Annotated in this window: 21 protein-coding genes and 1 riboswitch; of the genes, 5 read left to right on the forward strand and 16 right to left on the reverse strand. The window is 43.7% G+C overall.

The features are described 5' to 3' along the window. Window positions 1-14: 14 nt before the first annotated feature. The gene (gcvT, locus tag BN1002_RS12980) at window positions 15-1,121 is read right to left on the reverse strand and encodes a glycine cleavage system aminomethyltransferase GcvT (protein ID WP_048825479.1); all 1,107 of its coding nucleotides are present in this window, start codon (window positions 1,119-1,121) and stop codon (window positions 15-17) included. A 398-nt stretch (window positions 1,122-1,519) separates the two neighbouring features. Continuing rightward, a riboswitch (glycine riboswitch) is annotated at window positions 1,520-1,613 on the reverse strand. A gap of 280 nt (window positions 1,614-1,893) precedes the next feature. On the opposite strand from gcvT, the gene BN1002_RS12985 reads away from it, so the two are divergent. Continuing rightward, window positions 1,894-3,582 carry a DEAD/DEAH box helicase gene (locus BN1002_RS12985; RefSeq protein ID WP_048825480.1) on the forward strand — a complete coding sequence of 563 codons (1,689 nt, stop codon included), beginning with the start codon at window positions 1,894-1,896 and terminating at the stop codon, window positions 3,580-3,582. Next, entirely contained in the window at window positions 3,560-4,351 is a 792-nt protein-coding gene (locus BN1002_RS12990; protein ID WP_048825482.1) for a YqhG family protein, read from the forward strand. Before BN1002_RS12985 ends, BN1002_RS12990 begins: the two co-directional genes overlap by 23 nt. 42 nt (window positions 4,352-4,393) lie before the next feature. On the opposite strand, the gene BN1002_RS12995 is transcribed toward BN1002_RS12990, so the two are convergent. The 9 genes from BN1002_RS12995 to comGA are packed head-to-tail and all read right to left on the reverse strand — an operon-like array spanning window position 4,394 to window position 9,161. Then, window positions 4,394-4,576: a YqzE family protein gene (locus BN1002_RS12995; RefSeq protein WP_048825484.1), complete on the reverse strand. Its 183-nt coding sequence runs from the start codon at window positions 4,574-4,576 to the stop codon at window positions 4,394-4,396. 41 nt (window positions 4,577-4,617) lie between these two features. Continuing rightward, on the reverse strand, window positions 4,618-5,124 hold the full coding sequence (locus tag BN1002_RS13000) for a shikimate kinase (protein WP_048825486.1): 507 nt from the start codon (window positions 5,122-5,124) through the stop codon (window positions 4,618-4,620). A 17-nt stretch (window positions 5,125-5,141) separates the two neighbouring features. Beyond that, complete coding sequence (gene comGG, locus BN1002_RS13005; protein ID WP_048825488.1) at window positions 5,142-5,525, reverse strand: competence type IV pilus minor pilin ComGG; 384 nt, start codon at window positions 5,523-5,525, stop codon at window positions 5,142-5,144. Continuing rightward, entirely contained in the window at window positions 5,525-6,001 is a 477-nt protein-coding gene (gene comGF, locus BN1002_RS13010; RefSeq protein WP_048825489.1) for a competence type IV pilus minor pilin ComGF, read from the reverse strand. Before comGF ends, comGG begins: the two co-directional genes overlap by 1 nt. Beyond that, window positions 5,949-6,281 carry a type II secretion system protein gene (locus BN1002_RS24070; protein WP_048825490.1) on the reverse strand — a complete coding sequence of 111 codons (333 nt, stop codon included), beginning with the start codon at window positions 6,279-6,281 and terminating at the stop codon, window positions 5,949-5,951. The genes comGF and BN1002_RS24070 overlap by 53 nt, the downstream gene beginning before the upstream one ends. Next, window positions 6,268-6,708 carry a competence type IV pilus minor pilin ComGD gene (gene comGD / locus BN1002_RS13020; RefSeq protein WP_048825492.1) on the reverse strand — a complete coding sequence of 147 codons (441 nt, stop codon included), beginning with the start codon at window positions 6,706-6,708 and terminating at the stop codon, window positions 6,268-6,270. Before comGD ends, BN1002_RS24070 begins: the two co-directional genes overlap by 14 nt. Next, window positions 6,705-7,040 (reverse strand): competence type IV pilus major pilin ComGC, encoded by a 336-nt coding sequence (gene comGC, locus BN1002_RS13025; RefSeq protein ID WP_048825494.1) that lies wholly within the window; start codon window positions 7,038-7,040, stop codon window positions 6,705-6,707. The genes comGD and comGC overlap by 4 nt, the downstream gene beginning before the upstream one ends. Window positions 7,041-7,057: 17 nt before the next feature. Further along, a complete protein-coding gene (gene comGB, locus BN1002_RS13030; RefSeq protein ID WP_048827937.1) occupies window positions 7,058-8,089 on the reverse strand; it encodes a competence type IV pilus assembly protein ComGB in 1,032 nt (343 codons plus the stop codon). Continuing rightward, a complete protein-coding gene (gene comGA / locus BN1002_RS13035) occupies window positions 8,076-9,161 on the reverse strand; it encodes a competence type IV pilus ATPase ComGA (protein WP_048827938.1) in 1,086 nt (361 codons plus the stop codon). Before comGA ends, comGB begins: the two co-directional genes overlap by 14 nt. 344 nt (window positions 9,162-9,505) lie before the next feature. Here comGA and BN1002_RS13040 point away from each other — a divergent pair, with 344 nt between their 5' ends. Both BN1002_RS13040 and BN1002_RS13045 read left to right on the forward strand, forming a co-directional pair. Beyond that, window positions 9,506-10,207, forward strand: coding sequence for a helix-turn-helix transcriptional regulator (locus tag BN1002_RS13040; RefSeq protein ID WP_048825496.1), 702 nt, complete (start codon window positions 9,506-9,508; stop codon window positions 10,205-10,207). An 85-nt stretch (window positions 10,208-10,292) separates the two neighbouring features. After that, window positions 10,293-10,535 (forward strand): DUF2626 domain-containing protein, encoded by a 243-nt coding sequence (locus BN1002_RS13045; protein WP_048825498.1) that lies wholly within the window; start codon window positions 10,293-10,295, stop codon window positions 10,533-10,535. A 51-nt stretch (window positions 10,536-10,586) separates the two neighbouring features. On the opposite strand, the gene BN1002_RS13050 is transcribed toward BN1002_RS13045, so the two are convergent. Together BN1002_RS13050 and BN1002_RS13055 are read right to left on the reverse strand one after the other, a co-directional pair. Further along, on the reverse strand, window positions 10,587-11,675 hold the full coding sequence (locus tag BN1002_RS13050; RefSeq protein WP_048825500.1) for a class I SAM-dependent methyltransferase: 1,089 nt from the start codon (window positions 11,673-11,675) through the stop codon (window positions 10,587-10,589). A gap of 24 nt (window positions 11,676-11,699) precedes the next feature. Continuing rightward, window positions 11,700-12,335, reverse strand: coding sequence for an MBL fold metallo-hydrolase (locus BN1002_RS13055; protein ID WP_048825502.1), 636 nt, complete (start codon window positions 12,333-12,335; stop codon window positions 11,700-11,702). A 170-nt stretch (window positions 12,336-12,505) separates the two neighbouring features. Between BN1002_RS13055 and BN1002_RS23335 the strand changes: the two genes are divergently transcribed. Next, window positions 12,506-12,682 (forward strand): DUF2759 domain-containing protein, encoded by a 177-nt coding sequence (locus BN1002_RS23335; RefSeq protein WP_048825504.1) that lies wholly within the window; start codon window positions 12,506-12,508, stop codon window positions 12,680-12,682. Between the two features lie 53 nt (window positions 12,683-12,735). On the opposite strand, the gene BN1002_RS13065 is transcribed toward BN1002_RS23335, so the two are convergent. From BN1002_RS13065 to BN1002_RS13080, 4 genes are all read right to left on the reverse strand, one after another. Then, the gene (locus BN1002_RS13065) at window positions 12,736-13,899 is read right to left on the reverse strand and encodes a YqgU-like beta propeller domain-containing protein (RefSeq protein WP_048825506.1); all 1,164 of its coding nucleotides are present in this window, start codon (window positions 13,897-13,899) and stop codon (window positions 12,736-12,738) included. Between the two features lie 85 nt (window positions 13,900-13,984). Next, window positions 13,985-15,151, reverse strand: a complete 1,167-nt coding sequence (locus tag BN1002_RS13070; protein WP_048825507.1) for a M14 family metallopeptidase — start codon at window positions 15,149-15,151, stop codon at window positions 13,985-13,987. Between the two features lie 114 nt (window positions 15,152-15,265). Continuing rightward, complete coding sequence (locus tag BN1002_RS13075; protein ID WP_048825509.1) at window positions 15,266-16,237, reverse strand: ROK family glucokinase; 972 nt, start codon at window positions 16,235-16,237, stop codon at window positions 15,266-15,268. Then, window positions 16,234-16,458 carry a YqgQ family protein gene (locus BN1002_RS13080; RefSeq protein ID WP_048825511.1) on the reverse strand — a complete coding sequence of 75 codons (225 nt, stop codon included), beginning with the start codon at window positions 16,456-16,458 and terminating at the stop codon, window positions 16,234-16,236. Before BN1002_RS13080 ends, BN1002_RS13075 begins: the two co-directional genes overlap by 4 nt. Between the last annotated feature and the right edge of the window lie 15 nt (window positions 16,459-16,473).

Genomic DNA, 16,473 nt, shown 5'->3' on the forward strand with positions numbered 1-16,473 from the left:
CAGGATTCCCCCTATTATTTCTTTTCGCGTTTATAAAAAGGCACCGGTACAATTTTTGCCTTAAGCTTTTTACCGCGGATTTCTACTTCAACTTCGTTATCCAGACCGGCAAATTCTGATTTTATTAGCACGAGCCCTATATTTTTCTTAAGTGTAGGTGACTGGGTGCCCGTTGTAACCTCGCCGATTTGCTCTCCATCTACAAAAACTGGATAGCCATGGCGCGGAATGCCCCTGTCAATCATTTCAATACCGGCAATCTTTCTTGGGACGCCGTTTTCCTTCTGCTGCTTTAATGCTTCCTTCCCGATAAAATTGGCTTCTTTATTCACCTTGACCGCGAACCCGACTCCTGCTTCCAAAGGTGAAATTTCCGGGGAAAGCTCCTGTCCATACAAAGCGAGGTTTGCTTCAAAACGAAGTGTGTCCCTGGCTCCGAGGCCGCATGGTAACACGCCTTCTTCTTTACCAGCCTCAAGGATTTCCTTCCAAAGCATAGCCACATCTTCTGGTTTGCAGTATATTTCAAAGCCGTCTTCCCCTGTATAACCGGTCCGCGAGACAAGTGCTTTTGCCCCGTTTAAGTCGACCTCGTCCTTGAATTTGAAAAAGCCGATTTCCGAGAGATTATCCTCCCGCGCAAGCTTTTGAAGGACCTGTTCAGCCAGCGGTCCCTGGATGGCGATTTGAGCGGTTTGATCCGACAGGTTTTTTAGTGTGACATCCCCTTCTAGATGATCATTCAGCCACTCATAATCCTTATCAGTATTGGAAGCATTTACGACAAGCAAGTAATGGTCGGCACCCATTTTATAAATGAGCAGGTCATCGACAGTGCCGCCGCTTTCATAGCACATCGCGGTATATTGGGCCGCGCCTTCCTTCACCTTTGAGACATCATTTGTCATCATTTTTTGCAAAAACTGAAGGCTGTCCGGGCCCTTCACTTCAATTTCACCCATGTGGGAAACGTCAAAAATACCCGCTTTTGTCCTGACAGCTTCGTGTTCTTCCTTGATACCAGAAAATTGAACCGGCAAATCCCATCCGCCAAAGTCAATTGTTTTCCCGCCATATTCCTTATAAATTTCATGTAGCGGCGTACGTTTTAATTCCGGCATGTAAATACCCCCTCTTTTGAATAATCCTTACAATTTCAATGAACTTCCACTTCCACTGTTTTGCCAATCCCCTGTTTTTTTCGCAAAACTTTCCCATTTCACGTGTTAAGTATAAAAAAGCATTCCATTATGTAATGGCAGCAGCAAAAAAGGACAGAGGCCTCCCTTTTTTGCAAGAGAGGTCTCTGTCCTTTCACCTGAAAGTTTGCCTGTTGCCAGGTTTTCCCCTTTGGTGGCTTTATCCCGCTCTTAACATGCAGCAAGTCCCCACTTCGGTAATGGATCGAGGGTGAGGATCATACTGACTGTAAAAGGCCGATTGGTTCATCTAACCGCCAGCGGGTTAACCCGCTGAGGTAAGAATCACTCTATCTTATGTAAAGCGCTCTCCAGAGCCGCGTCCAGCAAGAGTTCTTTTGCCTGAGAGATTCACACATACCCGCTGCTTGCTCCTTCGGCGCTACAAACTGTAGTCTCTCCCCTTGCCATCATCCGCAATTATAATATTTTCAAAACAGGCCATACTAAGAACAGAATCTGTCCTTGTCCGCCCCGCCTCAATTCCTTTCACAGACCAAATCTGATCCAGGGTAAGCAAAACACTTGTGAAAGAGGAAGATTATTGCAATTTTTAAAACTTTCAAGACTACCTTCATCCTATCATTAAACCTGTTAGCAGGGCAAAGGTTTTATACCCGTAATCCAGGTTTGGGATAAAAAAAGTAAGCGGTTGCATATTAACTCGAAAACTATCAGGGAAGGGGCCCTTCGAATGCCTGTTAAGATAAAATTCGATACTTGCTGGCAAGAGGATTTTTTGCAAAAAATCGACCATGATGGCCCCTGGGGGAATTGGGAGCTATTTAATTTGGCAATAAGTGCAGAACAGCAGCTTGCCATTCCTGATTTTGAAGGGTTGCAGGCACCCAACTATCTCCCTGGGCTTACCCCGCTTCCCCATCAGCTTGAAGCGGCCAGACAGGTGGTTGAAAATATGAATGGAAAGGCGATTCTCGCAGACGAGGTAGGTCTTGGAAAGACGATTGAGGCGGGACTGATTCTAAAGGAATATATGATAAGGGGACTTGTCAAAAAAGTGCTGATTCTAGTTCCAGCCTCGCTTGTCACCCAATGGGCAATGGAACTGAACTCCAAATTCCATATTCCAGCTGTAGCGCAAAAAAAGTCATATGTTTGGGATCAATGCGATGTGGTTGTTTCATCTATCGACACGGCCAAAAGGAACCCCCATCGCGAGCTTGTGTTTAAACAAGATTATGACATGGTCATTATAGATGAAGCCCATAAATTGAAGAATAACAAAACGAAAAACTACGAATTTGCGCAAAACCTGAAGAAAAAGTTCTGCCTATTGTTAACCGCAACACCGATCCAGAATAAAATCGAAGAGATTTTCAATCTTGTATCACTTTTGAAACCTGGCCACCTTGGCAACGAGTCCGTTTTTTATGAAAAATACAAAAAGGAAGCCCGTTCTTTGGCGGATAACGAAAATTTGAAAGAACTTGTCAATAAAGTAATGATCAGAAATCGACGCGGAGAAACAGGCATTGAATGGACAAAGAGGCACGTCGAAACGATTGCTATTGAATTTTCCGAGACCGAAAGAAGTCTATATGATTCCATTACTGAATTGCGAATATCACAGGATTGGACAGAAACTGGTGCCTTCTCCATTATGACACTGCAAAGGGAAGCTTGCAGCAGCAGGGAAGCTGTCTATTATACATTGAAAAACATGCTGCAAAAGAAGGAAAATGCCTCCCTCCATTTTACTAGTACCATTCAAAAGCTACTGGAGAAAGTCAACCAGGTTGACCGGAATTCAAAAGCCGAAATGGCATTGGAAATAATCCGAAAAACTGGCGAAAAGGTGATTATTTTCACCGAGTACCGAGCGACTCAATTGTATTTACAATGGTTCCTAAAACAGCATGGAATCAGCTCGGTCCCTTTTCGAGGCGGTTTTAAGCGAGGAAAGAAAGACTGGATGAGAGAGCTTTTTGAGAAACATGCACAGGTCCTCATTGCGACAGAGGCGGGGGGAGAAGGAATCAACCTACAATTTTGCAGCCATATCATTAATTTCGACCTTCCATGGAATCCAATGAGGCTCGAGCAAAGAATAGGGCGTGTCCACCGTCTTGGACAGAAACAGGATGTGATGATTTATAATTTCGCGGTGAAAGATACAATGGAAGAGCATGTTTTAAAGCTTTTGTATGAAAAAATCAGCCTGTTTGAAAAAGTCATTGGAGAATTGGATGATATTCTCGTCAAAATGGAGCTGGGAAATATTGATGACCACCTTACAGATATATTCGGACGTTCTGCCACTGAAGGTGAAATGAGGATTAAGATGGAAAACCTGGCATCAATGATTGAATTCGCAAAAGGGACCCGGAGGGAAGGACAGCATGCTGCAGCAGGACATTCATAACTTTTTATACCGCTATTTCAAAGCTAACAGCTGTATGATCACAGATGATTCGGAAGGCCATCTTACCATCCAGCTGACAGCAGAAATTGACAAGGAATTAATGAACCGGCCTTTTTATTGGCATTATCTCGATAAAACCGGAGGGGTTCCCAATCCTATGTCAGTTACTTTCGTGACGAATAAGGATAAGGCACCTGAAGGAATTAAAGGAGAGAATATCCATTTCGGATCCCCGAGGCTTCACCAAATATTCGAATCGTCCAAAAACCTGGCAAGGTATATACGCCTATATCATGCTCATCAAAGCGGACAGCAGACCGCTCTTCTTCCATGGCTCTGCCTGAATGTAAAAGTATCCTATCAATGTGACCGAAAAAGGGATGTTTTAAAATCGATCGGATTGCAATTGATTAACGGAAGAATCATTGATAATTTCCATGAGCGTGTAGCCAAAATTCCTTTAACTCCCAAAATTCCCGATTACTCTTATACACTTTCGCCTTTAATTAAGCCCGGGAGCGGATTTATTCGAATTGAAAAGTATCTGAAGTCAGGTATAGAAGAGGAAAACCACGACTGGGCACAGGCGGCTATCGAAAGGTGGAAACAGGACCAGCGGCTTCTTGACCATTTTTACGAGAACGCTGAAGAAGATCGGGCTGAAAGTTATAACACTGAAAAAAAAGCATTACAGGAACAATATGAACCAAAAGTCCTCATATCCCTTATAAATGGTGGGCTGTTTTATTTAAAGGAAGACGCGGTCTAGGGACGGGTCAAAAAAAAAGAGAAGCGGCTTGGCGCCCGCTTCTCATCTCTTTTTATTTTTGATTTCCAGATAAATCACATAAGGGATGATCCCAAACCACCGATACCAGAAGGCGGCCTTATCCTGCTTCTTTTCAGCACGCATCCTCTTCCGCTCATCCTTCGGCTGGTCAATATATTTAACGAATGTTTTCGTCATATATTCTACATAATCGTTGGTTTTCATTGTTCACACCTGCTTTTCGCTCTCTTTTGACAAGTATGTCCTTAAAGCGCATCTTTCAAACAGGCTAGTATCTCTCCAACAATTTTTTCAGGGCTTTTCGCATCGGTCAAAATTGTAAAATCAGCTGCATTCCGGTAAATTTCCAGCCGTTGGCCCAGTCGATCGGTTATTTCTTTTTCCTTATTCTCGGCCAGAAGCGGACGTGACGTATCTTCTTTCAGCCTGACTAGCAGCTCCCCCGCAGTGGCTTCAAGATAAATGACGATTCCTTTCTTCATCATGATTGTCCGGTTTTCTTCTCTCAGGATGACTCCTCCTCCAGTCGAGACAATCCAACCGTTATCAGGAATCCTCTGTAACAGGCCGGTTTCTAGCTCCCGAAAATATTCTTCTCCCTGCTCCTCAAATAATTGGTTAATGCTCATCCCTTCTTCTCGGACAATTTCTTCGTCCATATCTATTAAGGGAAGTTCAAGCGTATTCCCCAGCAGCCTGCCTGCTGTTGATTTTCCAGACCCCATAAACCCAATTAAAAATATAGTTTTCATATGTCACATCGCCCCGGTCAGTTCTTTTCCATCCATTTTATCATTTTTTTCTGTACTGGGTCATAAAAGCCATATCCTTCAACTGTATGGGAATCTTTAATTGTTACAATAAGCGTTACTTTCTGCACTCCTTGGGCATCGGGTGATATTGTAAATTGCGCAAAGCCCTTTTCAAATAAGAAATTGCCGTTATTAGGATATGTGGCCTCCTGCCGCAACATTTTTTCCGTCTTTTTAAGGGATGAAAGCAAATAGTATTCTTCAAGAAGAGCCGCCTCTGTTTCTTTTGCCATTTTTTCCTGTATTAGCAAAAGCTCAGCGGACATTGCCAGGAAAACTGAGAAGGCGAGAAGGAAAGCTAGCGCCAGAGGATAAGTGAACCCTTTTTCATTTCTAAGCATCAGCTGTCCTCCCACGCGACGAATGAGTGGACGTTTCCTTCATACTTCTCGCCTTTTAAACCGGTGGCCTGTATCCTTACTGTTTGGTTTTCCCGTAAAAAGGAAGCACCCGAAATGTTCTGAAGCACGATTTCATGCCCCGCCAGATTAACCCTCCTTCGAAGATTTGCCCCATATTTTTCATAGATGATGACATCCTTTCCATTCCTTATCACCAGTTTGCCTGATTGCACCTGGACTGAACTGCTCATCCGCAACTCTTTTTTTGTTTGGGCCAAAAAGACATCCCATTCCATGTTCTGGAGGGCAAGTTCGCCCCTTACCTTACTGCTTTCCATCACAAAAACAGATGGCACCAAAATAATTGAAATAACGCAAAACGCGCTCAATGACAGGAGCATTTCGGCCAAGGAAAACCCTAATTCATTCGACTTTTCCGCATAATATCTTTTTTTCGAAAGAGAATGCGGCCTCATATTCCACACATACCTCCCCTCTACCATCTAGATTTTGGCTGTAGGTAATTGAATAAGAAGTTCCCTTAATGAGCTTATCGCCATTTTCCGGCATTACTTCTTCGGCCTCGGCCTTCAACAGTTCTGCATACAAAAGACTTCTGGCACTGTTCTCCTTTTGGATCTGGATTCCCCTTTCATAAACAAAAGTAAGAGCGGGGACAAGGAATAAAGCAGCGGTACATAAGGCGGTCAGGGACAGCAGCATTTCAGCAAGGAAAAAACCCTTATTCCTCGACAATATAAAACCTCCCCCTTCCAATCAGGAGTGTCATCCTAAACCTTCTACCCTCGGACAGGATAAAAAATGATCCAAACCGGCTAACATTGCCATCCGGCTGAAATCTAAATGTCAACGGCATAGAACCGGGGACTACCTTTAAGTCGTTTGGATAGCTTCGGGCCGCAAGCCGTGATTTGTCAAATACGTCATATGTGTAGTATTTATTTTCCGTTTCCATAAAAGTCAGGGTAACTTCAGTTTGATGGGAAATGGAGTACATCTGCGCATAATAGAAATCTGCTTTCAGGATCGAAAAAAAGGATTCCCTCTTTGCCAATTGGTGCACCGGGACAGCAAGCGTAAGACAAACAGTGGAAATGATCAAAAACCCCGCCAAGGCAATGAGCATTTCTGCCATCGTAAAACCTTGCTCTTGCTTTATCATGGCCCTGTGACTGTCTCCTCTGTTACAGCGCCACCTGGGCCTACTACGATTTTAGTTTCTCCACCCGGGCATCCTCCCGCGTTTTCGGGCAGGTATTTAGCCTGTACAAGATCGGCGATAGAAGAAGGATATTTTCCCAAATCCATTTGGTATGCCTGTACTTGGGCTTCAATCATTTTTTTATAAGCACCGCAGCCTTTTTTATTTATATTTTGATTATGCTTCGTAATATTTGGGATAGTAATCACCAATAACACCGAAATTATCAACATGACGACCATCATTTCAATCAGGGTAAAGCCTTTTTCATTATTTCTTAACCATTTTTTCATTTCAGTTCCCCCTAGTATTAGATTCCATCAAGCATGTGAAACATTGGCAACAGAATGGCCATATAAATCGACACGACCAGAAAAGCGATCACAATAAACATTGTCGGCTGAATCGCCTTTGTAAACTTCTCTGCTATTTCTTCGATGCTGGCAAGGCAGTGCTTGCTGTAGAAGTACAATTCCTCGCCCAGCCGCCCATTTTCCTGTCCGTGCCGAACAATCATCGACATTTCAGGTTCAAAAAATGGCGAGCCCGTCAGGATGGCCTCGAACATCTCACCAGCGGCAAGCTGTTGCTTCATCAGTTTGCCTGTACTGCTGTAAAATGACTGTTTTTTATTTTCCTCAAAAAAAGACAATGCTTCGAAAACGGACAAGCCTCCGTTGAGTAAATAACTTAGTTGAAGTGAAAAGTAATGTGTATGGATCAGCCTGAGGAGTCTGCCGGAAAGCGGGATTTTCAGAAGAAGTTTTCTTTGGGAAAGAATAGGTAGTTTTTTGAACCATATTTGGTATGCGACCATGCCAATGGCCAGTCCGGACACAGTCATCCCGCCAATGACTGGCAGAGCTTTTCCTATAGCCGCAATTATTATTGTGAAAAAATTGGCTTCTAAGCCCATTGTGTTGAAAAGCATAGTAAAACGGGGAAGCAGTGTTTGTTGTACAAAAATCATGAGCATTCCGGTAAAAACGAGGAGGATGAGCGGATAATACATTAATTTGAGAAGTTTTCTGGAGTCTTTGTCCCTTTTAAGTATGGCGGTACTTCCTTCTAAGACGGCTTCTGCGAAATTGCCATGTTTCTCTGCGAAATAGACATATCCGGCTAGTTCCCGATTAAATCCCAATTCTTCAAGCGCCTTATGGAATGGAAGTCCGTTTTTCAATGACGCCAGGCAAGTGGCAAGGTCATTCTTACGGTGAGCGGGCATCTGCCATGAAATTGATTCGATTGCCTCCGCAATATGGTAGCCCCGTTGCAGCAACTCTCCAGCTTTCTTAAGGAATTCTGCCTGGGCCTTTAACGGCCATTTATTCTTCCTCATCGAAAAATACCAGCCTTTCATACTCGGTTTCCTTTATATAACCGAGAGCGATTCCTTTTCTTATCGCTTCCTTTAAAGTCGGATAACGGATTTTACCAGCCTCCCCCCTTGAAAATTTGATGGCTGCCTGAAGGTGTTTGCCAGAAAGAAGTTCAAAAACGCTCGCCCTTTTTCTCACCCCGCTTGAGTGGCAATAGGGAGAGCAAGTTTCCCCGCAGTATGGACAATTCAATTCGACAATTCGCTGTGCTGTCACGGCCAGTAATGTTTGTTCGACCTCGAGCCAATCAACGCCAAATTCACGAAGCCGGTATATGGCCCCCGCTGCGTCCCTCGTATGCATCGTCGTGAGCACGAGATGGCCGGTCAACGAGGCTCTTACTGCTGTCCTGGCGGTTTCCGCATCCCGGATTTCACCGACCATAATAATATCGGGATCGTGCCTCAGGATGGCTTTGAGGCCCGCTGCATAAGTCACTCCGGCCTTTTCATTGACCTGGACCTGCAGTACAGTTCCGCACTCCTTTTCTATTGGGTCTTCAAGGGTAATGATGCTCCGGTGATGTTTACTGGCGGTTTCATGGAGGAGGGAGTAAAGCGTTGTGGTTTTGCCACTTCCGGTCGGGCCGGTCAGGATAATCATCCCGTGTGCGTGTTTGAGGAGGTTCAACAACTTTTTTGACATGCATGGAAAAAGGGAGAGTTGATCAAACGTAAATTTCTCTTGCTGGGGAAGCAGCCTGATTACCAGGCTCTCGCGCTGATTGGATGGAAGTGTCGACAGCCGGAGTCCAAATCTTGCACCGTTTACTTCAGTAATAATCGCCCCGCTCTGCGGTCTGCGCCTTTCACCGATATCCATATGGGCAGTAAACTTAAAATGGGAAATGAGCCTTTCACACTCTTCTTTCGGCAGGACCATCTGTGGGTTAAGCCTATTGGTGATGCGAAGCTGGATGAGAGTGTCTTCTTTGCGGGGAAGGATGTGGATGTCAGTGGCATTCTGTTTAACAGCATCTGCTATTATCCGGTCAGCGAGGGCTTCTATAACACTAGCAATTAGTACCACCACCTTTCTTTTTCCATTATACAGAAATTCCGACAGAATTTTAATTTCATAGATATATAAATTGTGAATTTTTTGCAAACTTTCACGTAGGATCTTGGCTATTTCCATAAAGGCAGGCGAACATTTTTTGCAAAAATTTGAATTTGATGTAACTAATGTACTTAAAACCACTATTGACAGATTCGCTGTTTAATGTTTGTTTCATTTTTGTGCCACCTTTGTATAATAACAAGGATGAATTTGTGAACACTTTCTAAACATATAGTGTTAACATTGTTAACCTCATTCCAATGATGGTTTGGCTGTATTATAATGGAATAAATTGAAGAAGTCCGAGGTGAACCAAAATGGAGCAAACGCTAAAAATCACTAATGTGCTGTCCGATCCAACCAGGTATTATATCTATCAATACATTACCAAGCGCCATCAGGAGGTAACCGTCCAGGAAGTAGCGGATAATTTTAATATCCACCCGAACGTAGCCCGCCTGCATCTTTCAAAGCTTGAGGATGTGAACATGCTCGCTTCAGAAACAAAAAAGACTGGCAAAGGCGGCAGGCCAAGCAGGCTGTACCGCTTGTCAGAAGGTGTCATCCAGCTTCACTTCCCTTACCGTGATTACATGCTTTTATCAAGAGTCGCCATTCAAACAATGCTCTCACTTGGCGAAGAAGGAAAAAAAGCGTTGTACTTGACCGGCAAGCGTTTCGGGACTGAAGTCATTGAGCAGGAAATGGCTAAAAAGCAACTGACTGGTGCCGAAATTGATTTTGAACAGAAATTGGCTATTCTTAAAAACGCCGCCACACTCGCTGGTTTCGATCCGGAATTTGAAGTGAATGGAGAACAGACTAAAATTTTCTTCCAAATTTTCAATTGTCCGTTCAAGGAAGTGGCCGCGGAGCATTCCGAAACTGTCTGCAGCATGCATCATGAGTTCTTAAAAGGGATGTTCGAAGCACTATTTGAAACCGCCGAGCTCATTGAGCATGGCAATATCGCTAATGGCTGCGGTACTTGTTCCTATCAGGCGCTAGTAACTAATTAACTTAAGAGACGATAGTTTACTTTTCCATCTCTTTTATCTTATAATATTGTACGATGGGTATTGCGGGTAAAAGGGAGGGTTACATATGGAGCGGATGTATAGAGTGCTCGGCTTCTGGACAGGAATTTTCACGGTAATGTTTTATTTGGGGCATATGCCAAAAACAGCTTTGCTTTTCTTGGCCCAGACCGGATTCTTTGTTCTCTTAAGTTATCTTAAATTATCCGAACGCATGTATATGTATGTCTTTGGGGCATATTTGACGGTTTTCTTCGCCGGTTTCACCTATTGGACTACTTTTATGATGCCACTTGGCGGAGGACATTGATCAATTTTTGCCAAAAAACAGCCGGAGCTTTTCAGCCCCGGCTGTTTTTCATTATTGGAAAAATACTTCAGCCTTTAATTGCAGGCCTTTTTCCTGAACCAGGACACGAAAGGCCGTGCTCATCCCAGTTGGAAGGACAAGGCTCCTGATTGCTCTGTTTCTCCTGCTTGTCTCAGAAAAGGGATTAGGATCGTAATTCTCTTCCATTTCCTTTAGAATTCCCGCTGCGATAAGGAATTCGTCCTGCCTTAACAAAGAAACAAAGCGAAGCCCAAGTTTCTCCCCAGCCTTCTCAAGAACATCGAAATGGATGTGCGACGTGATATCCATCTGTCCAGGATTAGCAAGGACATTGTCATACATCCTATGTTTCATGTAACCTCGCAGGCTGCCTTTTTTTCTGGCGGGAGTTCCCCATTCCTCTGCTGTAAACCCATAATCCACCGTCACAGCAAGACCTTTATCAATTGAACCTGCCATTTCTTTGATGACGGTTAACGAAGCCAGTGGAATTTCCATTCTCTGACCCTCGGAGAGATTTATTTTATATTCCTCCAAAAACGTGAAAATTTCACCATTTTCTAGTGGCAAAAGCTTTTCATATAACCCGCCCTCATTATATCCGATCATGGCTTCCATAAGTTCTCCCGACTTTTTCTCAATCACATGGACAGGGAGTGCATCAAATAACTCATTTGAAAAGATAAGGCCATTAAACTCCGTAATATTCTCAAGCGATTCCGCTTGGACGAACCCGTGGAAATCCTTAAGCGATTCCTTTTGCAATTTCCTATGGTAAGGGCTTGTCTCGACTATGATATAGGACAAGGGCCGATCCTCTATCTTCTGCCACTCATCGATAAAGGCTTTCGCAAATCGGCCATTGCCTCCGCCTATTTCACAAACTGCAGGCTCAAGCCTCTGTTCGGCAACCAAGCGTGAGAACCACTTTGCAATGACCCGCCCAAATATATCCGAAATATTGCTCGTTGTAATGAAATCACCAGCACGGCCGATTTTTTCTGAATCGTTCATGTAATAGCCTTCATCAGGATGATAAAGGGCTATATGAATGAAGTCGGCGTACGAAATATACCCTCCTTCAGCATCATCGATCCTTTTTTTAAAGTGGTCAAGCATAGAACCTCTCTCCAAACTGTCTTATTATCTGAAACCATGCAAAAAAGGATTTGAAGCCATTTCATCCCCAATGGTCGTTGCAGGTCCATGGCCCGGAAGTACAATCGTTTCTTCCGGCAGCTCAAGCAGCCTTGTATGAATACTTTTCATAAGTTCCTTTTCACTGCCGCCAGGTAAATCCGTTCTGCCGACACTGCCCATGAATAATGTATCCCCGGATACAATAATCCCTTTCTCAGGAAAGTAATAAGAAACGCTCCCAGGTGAGTGGCCGGGAGTTTCAAGTATTTCGAATGAGAAGCCGTCCAGTTCCATCTTTCCCTCGCCACCAAGAATATGATCCGCGTGCCTCACCTTTATTGGAGTTCCAGGGAAAAAAGCAGATCCGTTCAAGGCAGGATCGCCCATCCATTTCTTTTCCCTTTCATGGAGGTAAACAGGGATTTTGTAATGATCCCTGATTGGATCTACCGCGCCAATATGGTCAAAATGGGCGTGTGTAAGCATAATAGCCAGAGGGTTTAGCTTCTTCTCCGCTATAATCGACTTCAGTTTAGCCGCCTCTTCCCCCGGATCAAAAATAAGGCAGTTACGGTTGTTATCATATAGGACGTAGCAATTAGTCTGCAGCCCTCCTAGAGGAACAGGAAACCAATTCATCAATAAAACCTCCGTTATACACTTGATAGCCTAATTGTACACTAATACTCGACAAAACTGATAAAAAACTATAGAATTAAAACGGATGGAAAGGAATGTTTCTTACATAGAAACTGTGTAATTGATCGGGCTGTACAGCCCGCCGACTATATGGTAAAGGGGGCATCATAATGGGGCTAGTGATTATTTTCGCGCTTGTGACATTGTTGGCAGCGTATAGTTCATTTACTGCATTGAAAAACAAGAACTTTTTAGGATTATTTTTTGCCGTAGGCACTCTCCTTGTGTTTGGCTGGTTCACTTTTATGACCGTTTGGAAAGATGGCTACCCAACTGGGACCCACTAAAAAGACTGCCGGTTTCGCCGGCAGTTCTTTTTTTGTAATTTATATTTTGCTATCTACTCTTTCACAAGATGGAGTATTTTTTTTGTTTCAATATCAATTATTTTTTCATATCTAAACCCATAAAGATAGACTTTTCCATTGGGTGAGGATAAAATGGGCTGGTTATCGATTCCTTCCATAAAAACCCTTCTCCCGGAGCTATCTCTTTCTGAATGCACCACAAGCGTGAACCCCTCCGTATACGTATCCGCTTCTCCGCTTCTGGCAGGTTCAAAGACTGCAAACAATTTTTTCTCTTCGTTAAAGTCCATATAAGGGACAAGCCAGCCGGAAAAACTGGACAAGTGCGGCATAGAAAAAGAGTTATATTCTTTTAGTTCTTTGTCATAAAAAGTGAATACCGCCTTTTCCGTGTTTCCTCCATCCGCACTTACCGTTAACAGAGCATTTTTGAACGATTCGATCCGATAAATATTCTCCATGCCAGCGATTTGCGCTTTTTCCCCGATTTCCTCAAGGACAATAGGAGCGGTTATGGAAGGAGTTTCTTCGTTCCAATCTAGATACGCGATTTTATTTTCCCCAATCCACTCCACGAACGGATCCGGCAATGTCATTTCCTCCACCGTTTTTTCGGCAGCATCCATCCGGTACGCGTGAAAAGTCCAATCATCATTAAAAGCCACGATGGACGCGACGGTTGGCCTGTAAGGATTCCATTCAGCATGAAGCTCGGTTGAGGGAAAAGACTGTCCTGATATTTTAATTCCGTCAATACTATAAATGTCAACAATCGCTTCATATGACGACGATGAAGTATGCACCAAAATCATTGTCCGATCCTGATTCAGTGATACCTCGGCAATAGGGTGGTCCGTTTGAACAATCAGGCTGCTCTCCCCTTTTTCAAGGGAATAGGAGTAAAGATTTGAAGTGGATTCCAAATTTGATGCATAAATCAGGGTGCTATCATCAAGCCAGCCGAAAACCTTGAAAAACTCACCCTCCGGTACTTTTATTGGCATCTTCCAGTTTTCCGTAGATAGGCGTTCTTCCTGCGACTTCCCCTTGGAATCATCTTCTGCCGGCGCCCCGGGCTGGACCTTAATTTGTTTTGAATCACTGCATGCCGCCAGGGTCAGGAGAATAAAGCAGACCAGTACAAGCCTGGCAGGCATTGCAACATGAACATTTTTTTCGAAAAAACCTATGCCCATTCCCTTCCCCCTCACTAATCCGATATACTATAGACGTGTTGACAACCTTGAAAGTTTCAATAAGTTTTCATATTCCCTAAGAAGTTTATAAAGTGAGCGCAGAAAAAAACAGGCCTCTGACATTATCATAGATTTTGTCAAATTGTGATAAAGGCAGTGGGTTAATGCCTTTCCCTAACTCAATTGTAAAGCCCGGCCTGTTATATTCCTGAATGAACCAATCTTTAAATCCGGCATGGCTGTCAATTGTACGGACAGCCTTATACCCGCTGCAGGATGATAAGATGGAGGCGATTTTTAGCGACTCCTCAGGCTCCTTCCCATTATATCCCCAATAAAATTCTTCTCCTTGAGTATGAAAGGCAAAAACCATATCAAAATTTCCGTTCTCGACAAGTTTTGCCATTGCCAGAGCTTCTGGTTCCGAAAGAGGCCTGTTACCCGGATAATCACGTGGCGCGGGAGATTTAGGTTCTTTTCGTTTTTTTTCAATTTCCCAATTGGCGGGGAACTGATTATTTAAATCCACACCATTAATATTTGCCTTCCAGCCCGAAAAATCTCTGTTGTCGTGATTGATGTTCATTAACCTGTTTTCCTGACTTTTCATTGGTCCTTCAAGCACCAGGTTCACCCCGTCAGGATTTACCATCGGAACCACCGAAAGTTCGACTGTATTATAGACCGACATAGCTCCAATGCCACAGATCAAATAATTATTCGTCAATGCCAGAAGATAGGCATTCATCAAGTCCATGAGAATGCCGCTCGTTATCCACTCGTTTGCATGGAAGGAGGCATTAAAGTGTAATTTCTTTTTTCCTCTGCCTATTTTTACTTCCTTTATAGGATTTCCAAGCACACTTTTGCCAATTTCGGTAAGTGTAATAAACGGGTAGGCCTCCTTTAAAATCTCAAGGTCCCTTTCAAGAATGACAGAGCTGTATGCCATACGGCCCAATATGCATGGGGATGTAATCTTCCAGGGGATGAATTCCCGTTCCTGAAGAAACCTTCCAATGGAAGAGTTTGTTTTTAAAGCGTCCAATTGCTGGCCGATTGCTATTTTTACTGATTCCCAATTAATATGTCGGCCCGGGAGCAGTGTATAGCCAGGAATGTTTATCGTTCCACGCGGGACCGCCCCCTGTATGAATTCATCCCTGTTCGAATCAGAAATCAAATCAACCGGAAGATTAAAAATCTCCGCCAGCTCCCCAAGTGTCTCAATCCCATTAGATGGTATCCTCATTATTAGCCTCCTTCTGCTTTGGCTCATTCCTCTCTATTTCTTATGTATGAACCCTAGAAAGAATCATTCCTGGACAATGAAGAAAGGCCCCCATATGAAGGAGCCTTTTATCATCTAAAGAGATGCTTTATCTTTTACCAGCCAGGCTGCGCCAATCACACCGGCGGCATTACCCAATGTTGCCAAAGCTATTTTCGTTGTTTCTCTGACTCTCGAAAAGGCAAATCTTTCGAATTGGCCTCTTACCCGGTCTACAAGGAAATCTCCTGCTTTGGAGACCCCTCCCCCGAGAACAATCTTTTCGGGATTCAGCGTATTTGCTATATTAGCCAAGGTTAAGCCAAGATGAAAAGCTACCTCCTCGATAACCTTTAAAGCGGATGCATCTCCATTTTTCGCACATTCAAACACATCCTTGGCTGTAACGAGCCCTTTAGCGGCAAAGATTCGCCCAATTTCACTTGAACCATCTTTACTAATTTCCTCCATGGCCAATCTGACGACCCCTGTTGCCGAGGCGATTGTTTCAAGGCAGCCTGTTTTTCCGCAATTGCACTGCGCCCCTCCAACCGGTATAGCCGATATATGGCCAATTTCTCCGGCGGCACCGCTTACGCCCTGGACCATATGGCCATTTGCGATGACTCCTCCGCCAACTCCAGTTCCCAAAGTAACACAAACTAAATCCTTAGCCCCTTCACCTGCCCCTTTCCACATTTCCCCAAGGGCCGCACAATTCGCGTCATTGTCAATAGCTGCAGGCAAATTGGTTTCTACCTCAAGGATATCTTTAAGTGGGTAGTTATCCCGGAAGCCGAGGTTGACCGTATTATAAAGGACACCTGTGCTGTAATTGACCGGACCGGGTGCCCCCATGCCAATTCCAGCCAGCTTGTCCTTCGTCTGTCCCGCTTCTTCAAGCTTTGTATCGATTGATTTAGCAATGTTTACGATAATGTTTTTTCCTTCATCGGAATTATCTGTTGGTATTTCCCATTTATGAATGATTTCCCCATATGCCGAGATAAATGCGAGCTTTGTTGTTGTTCCTCCCAAATCAATACCCGCCAGCCACTTTTCCATCATTCTCCATCACCTGATTTTCTATTATTTTTTTCTTTTTCCAATTGAATTTCATGTCTTAATAACATAATTGCATTTTGGAATTCCTGGGTTTCTATCAACTGTGAGTTGTGCATTTCAATAAGTTCTTCTTCCATCAGTTCCAGGTCTGCCAGCCTGCTGCCGACATAAATGACTGTTCCATACTTTTTTAAAAATTGCTGAATTTCATAGACATTTTTCAAGTTTTTCCCCTACCA

The sequence above is a fragment of the Bacillus sp. B-jedd genome, from assembly GCF_000821085.1.
Classification (GTDB): domain Bacteria; phylum Bacillota; class Bacilli; order Bacillales; family Cytobacillaceae; genus Bacillus_D.

Excerpts from the sequence above, each read along its gene's own strand:
- BN1002_RS12985 (WP_048825480.1), top strand. The coding sequence starts at position 1,894 with ATGCCTGTTAAGATAAAATTCGATACTTGCTGGCAAGAGGATTTTTTG.
- comGC (WP_048825494.1), bottom strand. The coding sequence starts at position 7,040 with ATGAAAAAATGGTTAAGAAATAATGAAAAAGGCTTTACCCTGATTGAA.
- BN1002_RS12990 (WP_048825482.1), top strand. The coding sequence starts at position 3,560 with ATGCTGCAGCAGGACATTCATAACTTTTTATACCGCTATTTCAAAGCT.
- BN1002_RS13050 (WP_048825500.1), bottom strand. The coding sequence starts at position 11,675 with ATGCTTGACCACTTTAAAAAAAGGATCGATGATGCTGAAGGAGGGTAT.
- BN1002_RS13055 (WP_048825502.1), bottom strand. The coding sequence starts at position 12,335 with ATGAATTGGTTTCCTGTTCCTCTAGGAGGGCTGCAGACTAATTGCTAC.
- comGF (WP_048825489.1), bottom strand. The coding sequence starts at position 6,001 with ATGAGGCCGCATTCTCTTTCGAAAAAAAGATATTATGCGGAAAAGTCG.
- BN1002_RS13000 (WP_048825486.1), bottom strand. The coding sequence starts at position 5,124 with ATGAAAACTATATTTTTAATTGGGTTTATGGGGTCTGGAAAATCAACA.
- BN1002_RS13040 (WP_048825496.1), top strand. The coding sequence starts at position 9,506 with ATGGAGCAAACGCTAAAAATCACTAATGTGCTGTCCGATCCAACCAGG.
- BN1002_RS13075 (WP_048825509.1), bottom strand. The coding sequence starts at position 16,237 with ATGATGGAAAAGTGGCTGGCGGGTATTGATTTGGGAGGAACAACAACA.
- gcvT (WP_048825479.1), bottom strand. The coding sequence starts at position 1,121 with ATGCCGGAATTAAAACGTACGCCGCTACATGAAATTTATAAGGAATAT.
- BN1002_RS13065 (WP_048825506.1), bottom strand. The coding sequence starts at position 13,899 with ATGGGCATAGGTTTTTTCGAAAAAAATGTTCATGTTGCAATGCCTGCC.
- BN1002_RS12995 (WP_048825484.1), bottom strand. The coding sequence starts at position 4,576 with ATGAAAACCAACGATTATGTAGAATATATGACGAAAACATTCGTTAAA.
- BN1002_RS23335 (WP_048825504.1), top strand. The coding sequence starts at position 12,506 with ATGGGGCTAGTGATTATTTTCGCGCTTGTGACATTGTTGGCAGCGTAT.
- BN1002_RS13070 (WP_048825507.1), bottom strand. The coding sequence starts at position 15,151 with ATGAGGATACCATCTAATGGGATTGAGACACTTGGGGAGCTGGCGGAG.
- comGD (WP_048825492.1), bottom strand. The coding sequence starts at position 6,708 with ATGATAAAGCAAGAGCAAGGTTTTACGATGGCAGAAATGCTCATTGCC.
- BN1002_RS13045 (WP_048825498.1), top strand. The coding sequence starts at position 10,293 with ATGGAGCGGATGTATAGAGTGCTCGGCTTCTGGACAGGAATTTTCACG.
- comGG (WP_048825488.1), bottom strand. The coding sequence starts at position 5,525 with ATGCTTAGAAATGAAAAAGGGTTCACTTATCCTCTGGCGCTAGCTTTC.
- comGB (WP_048827937.1), bottom strand. The coding sequence starts at position 8,089 with ATGAGGAAGAATAAATGGCCGTTAAAGGCCCAGGCAGAATTCCTTAAG.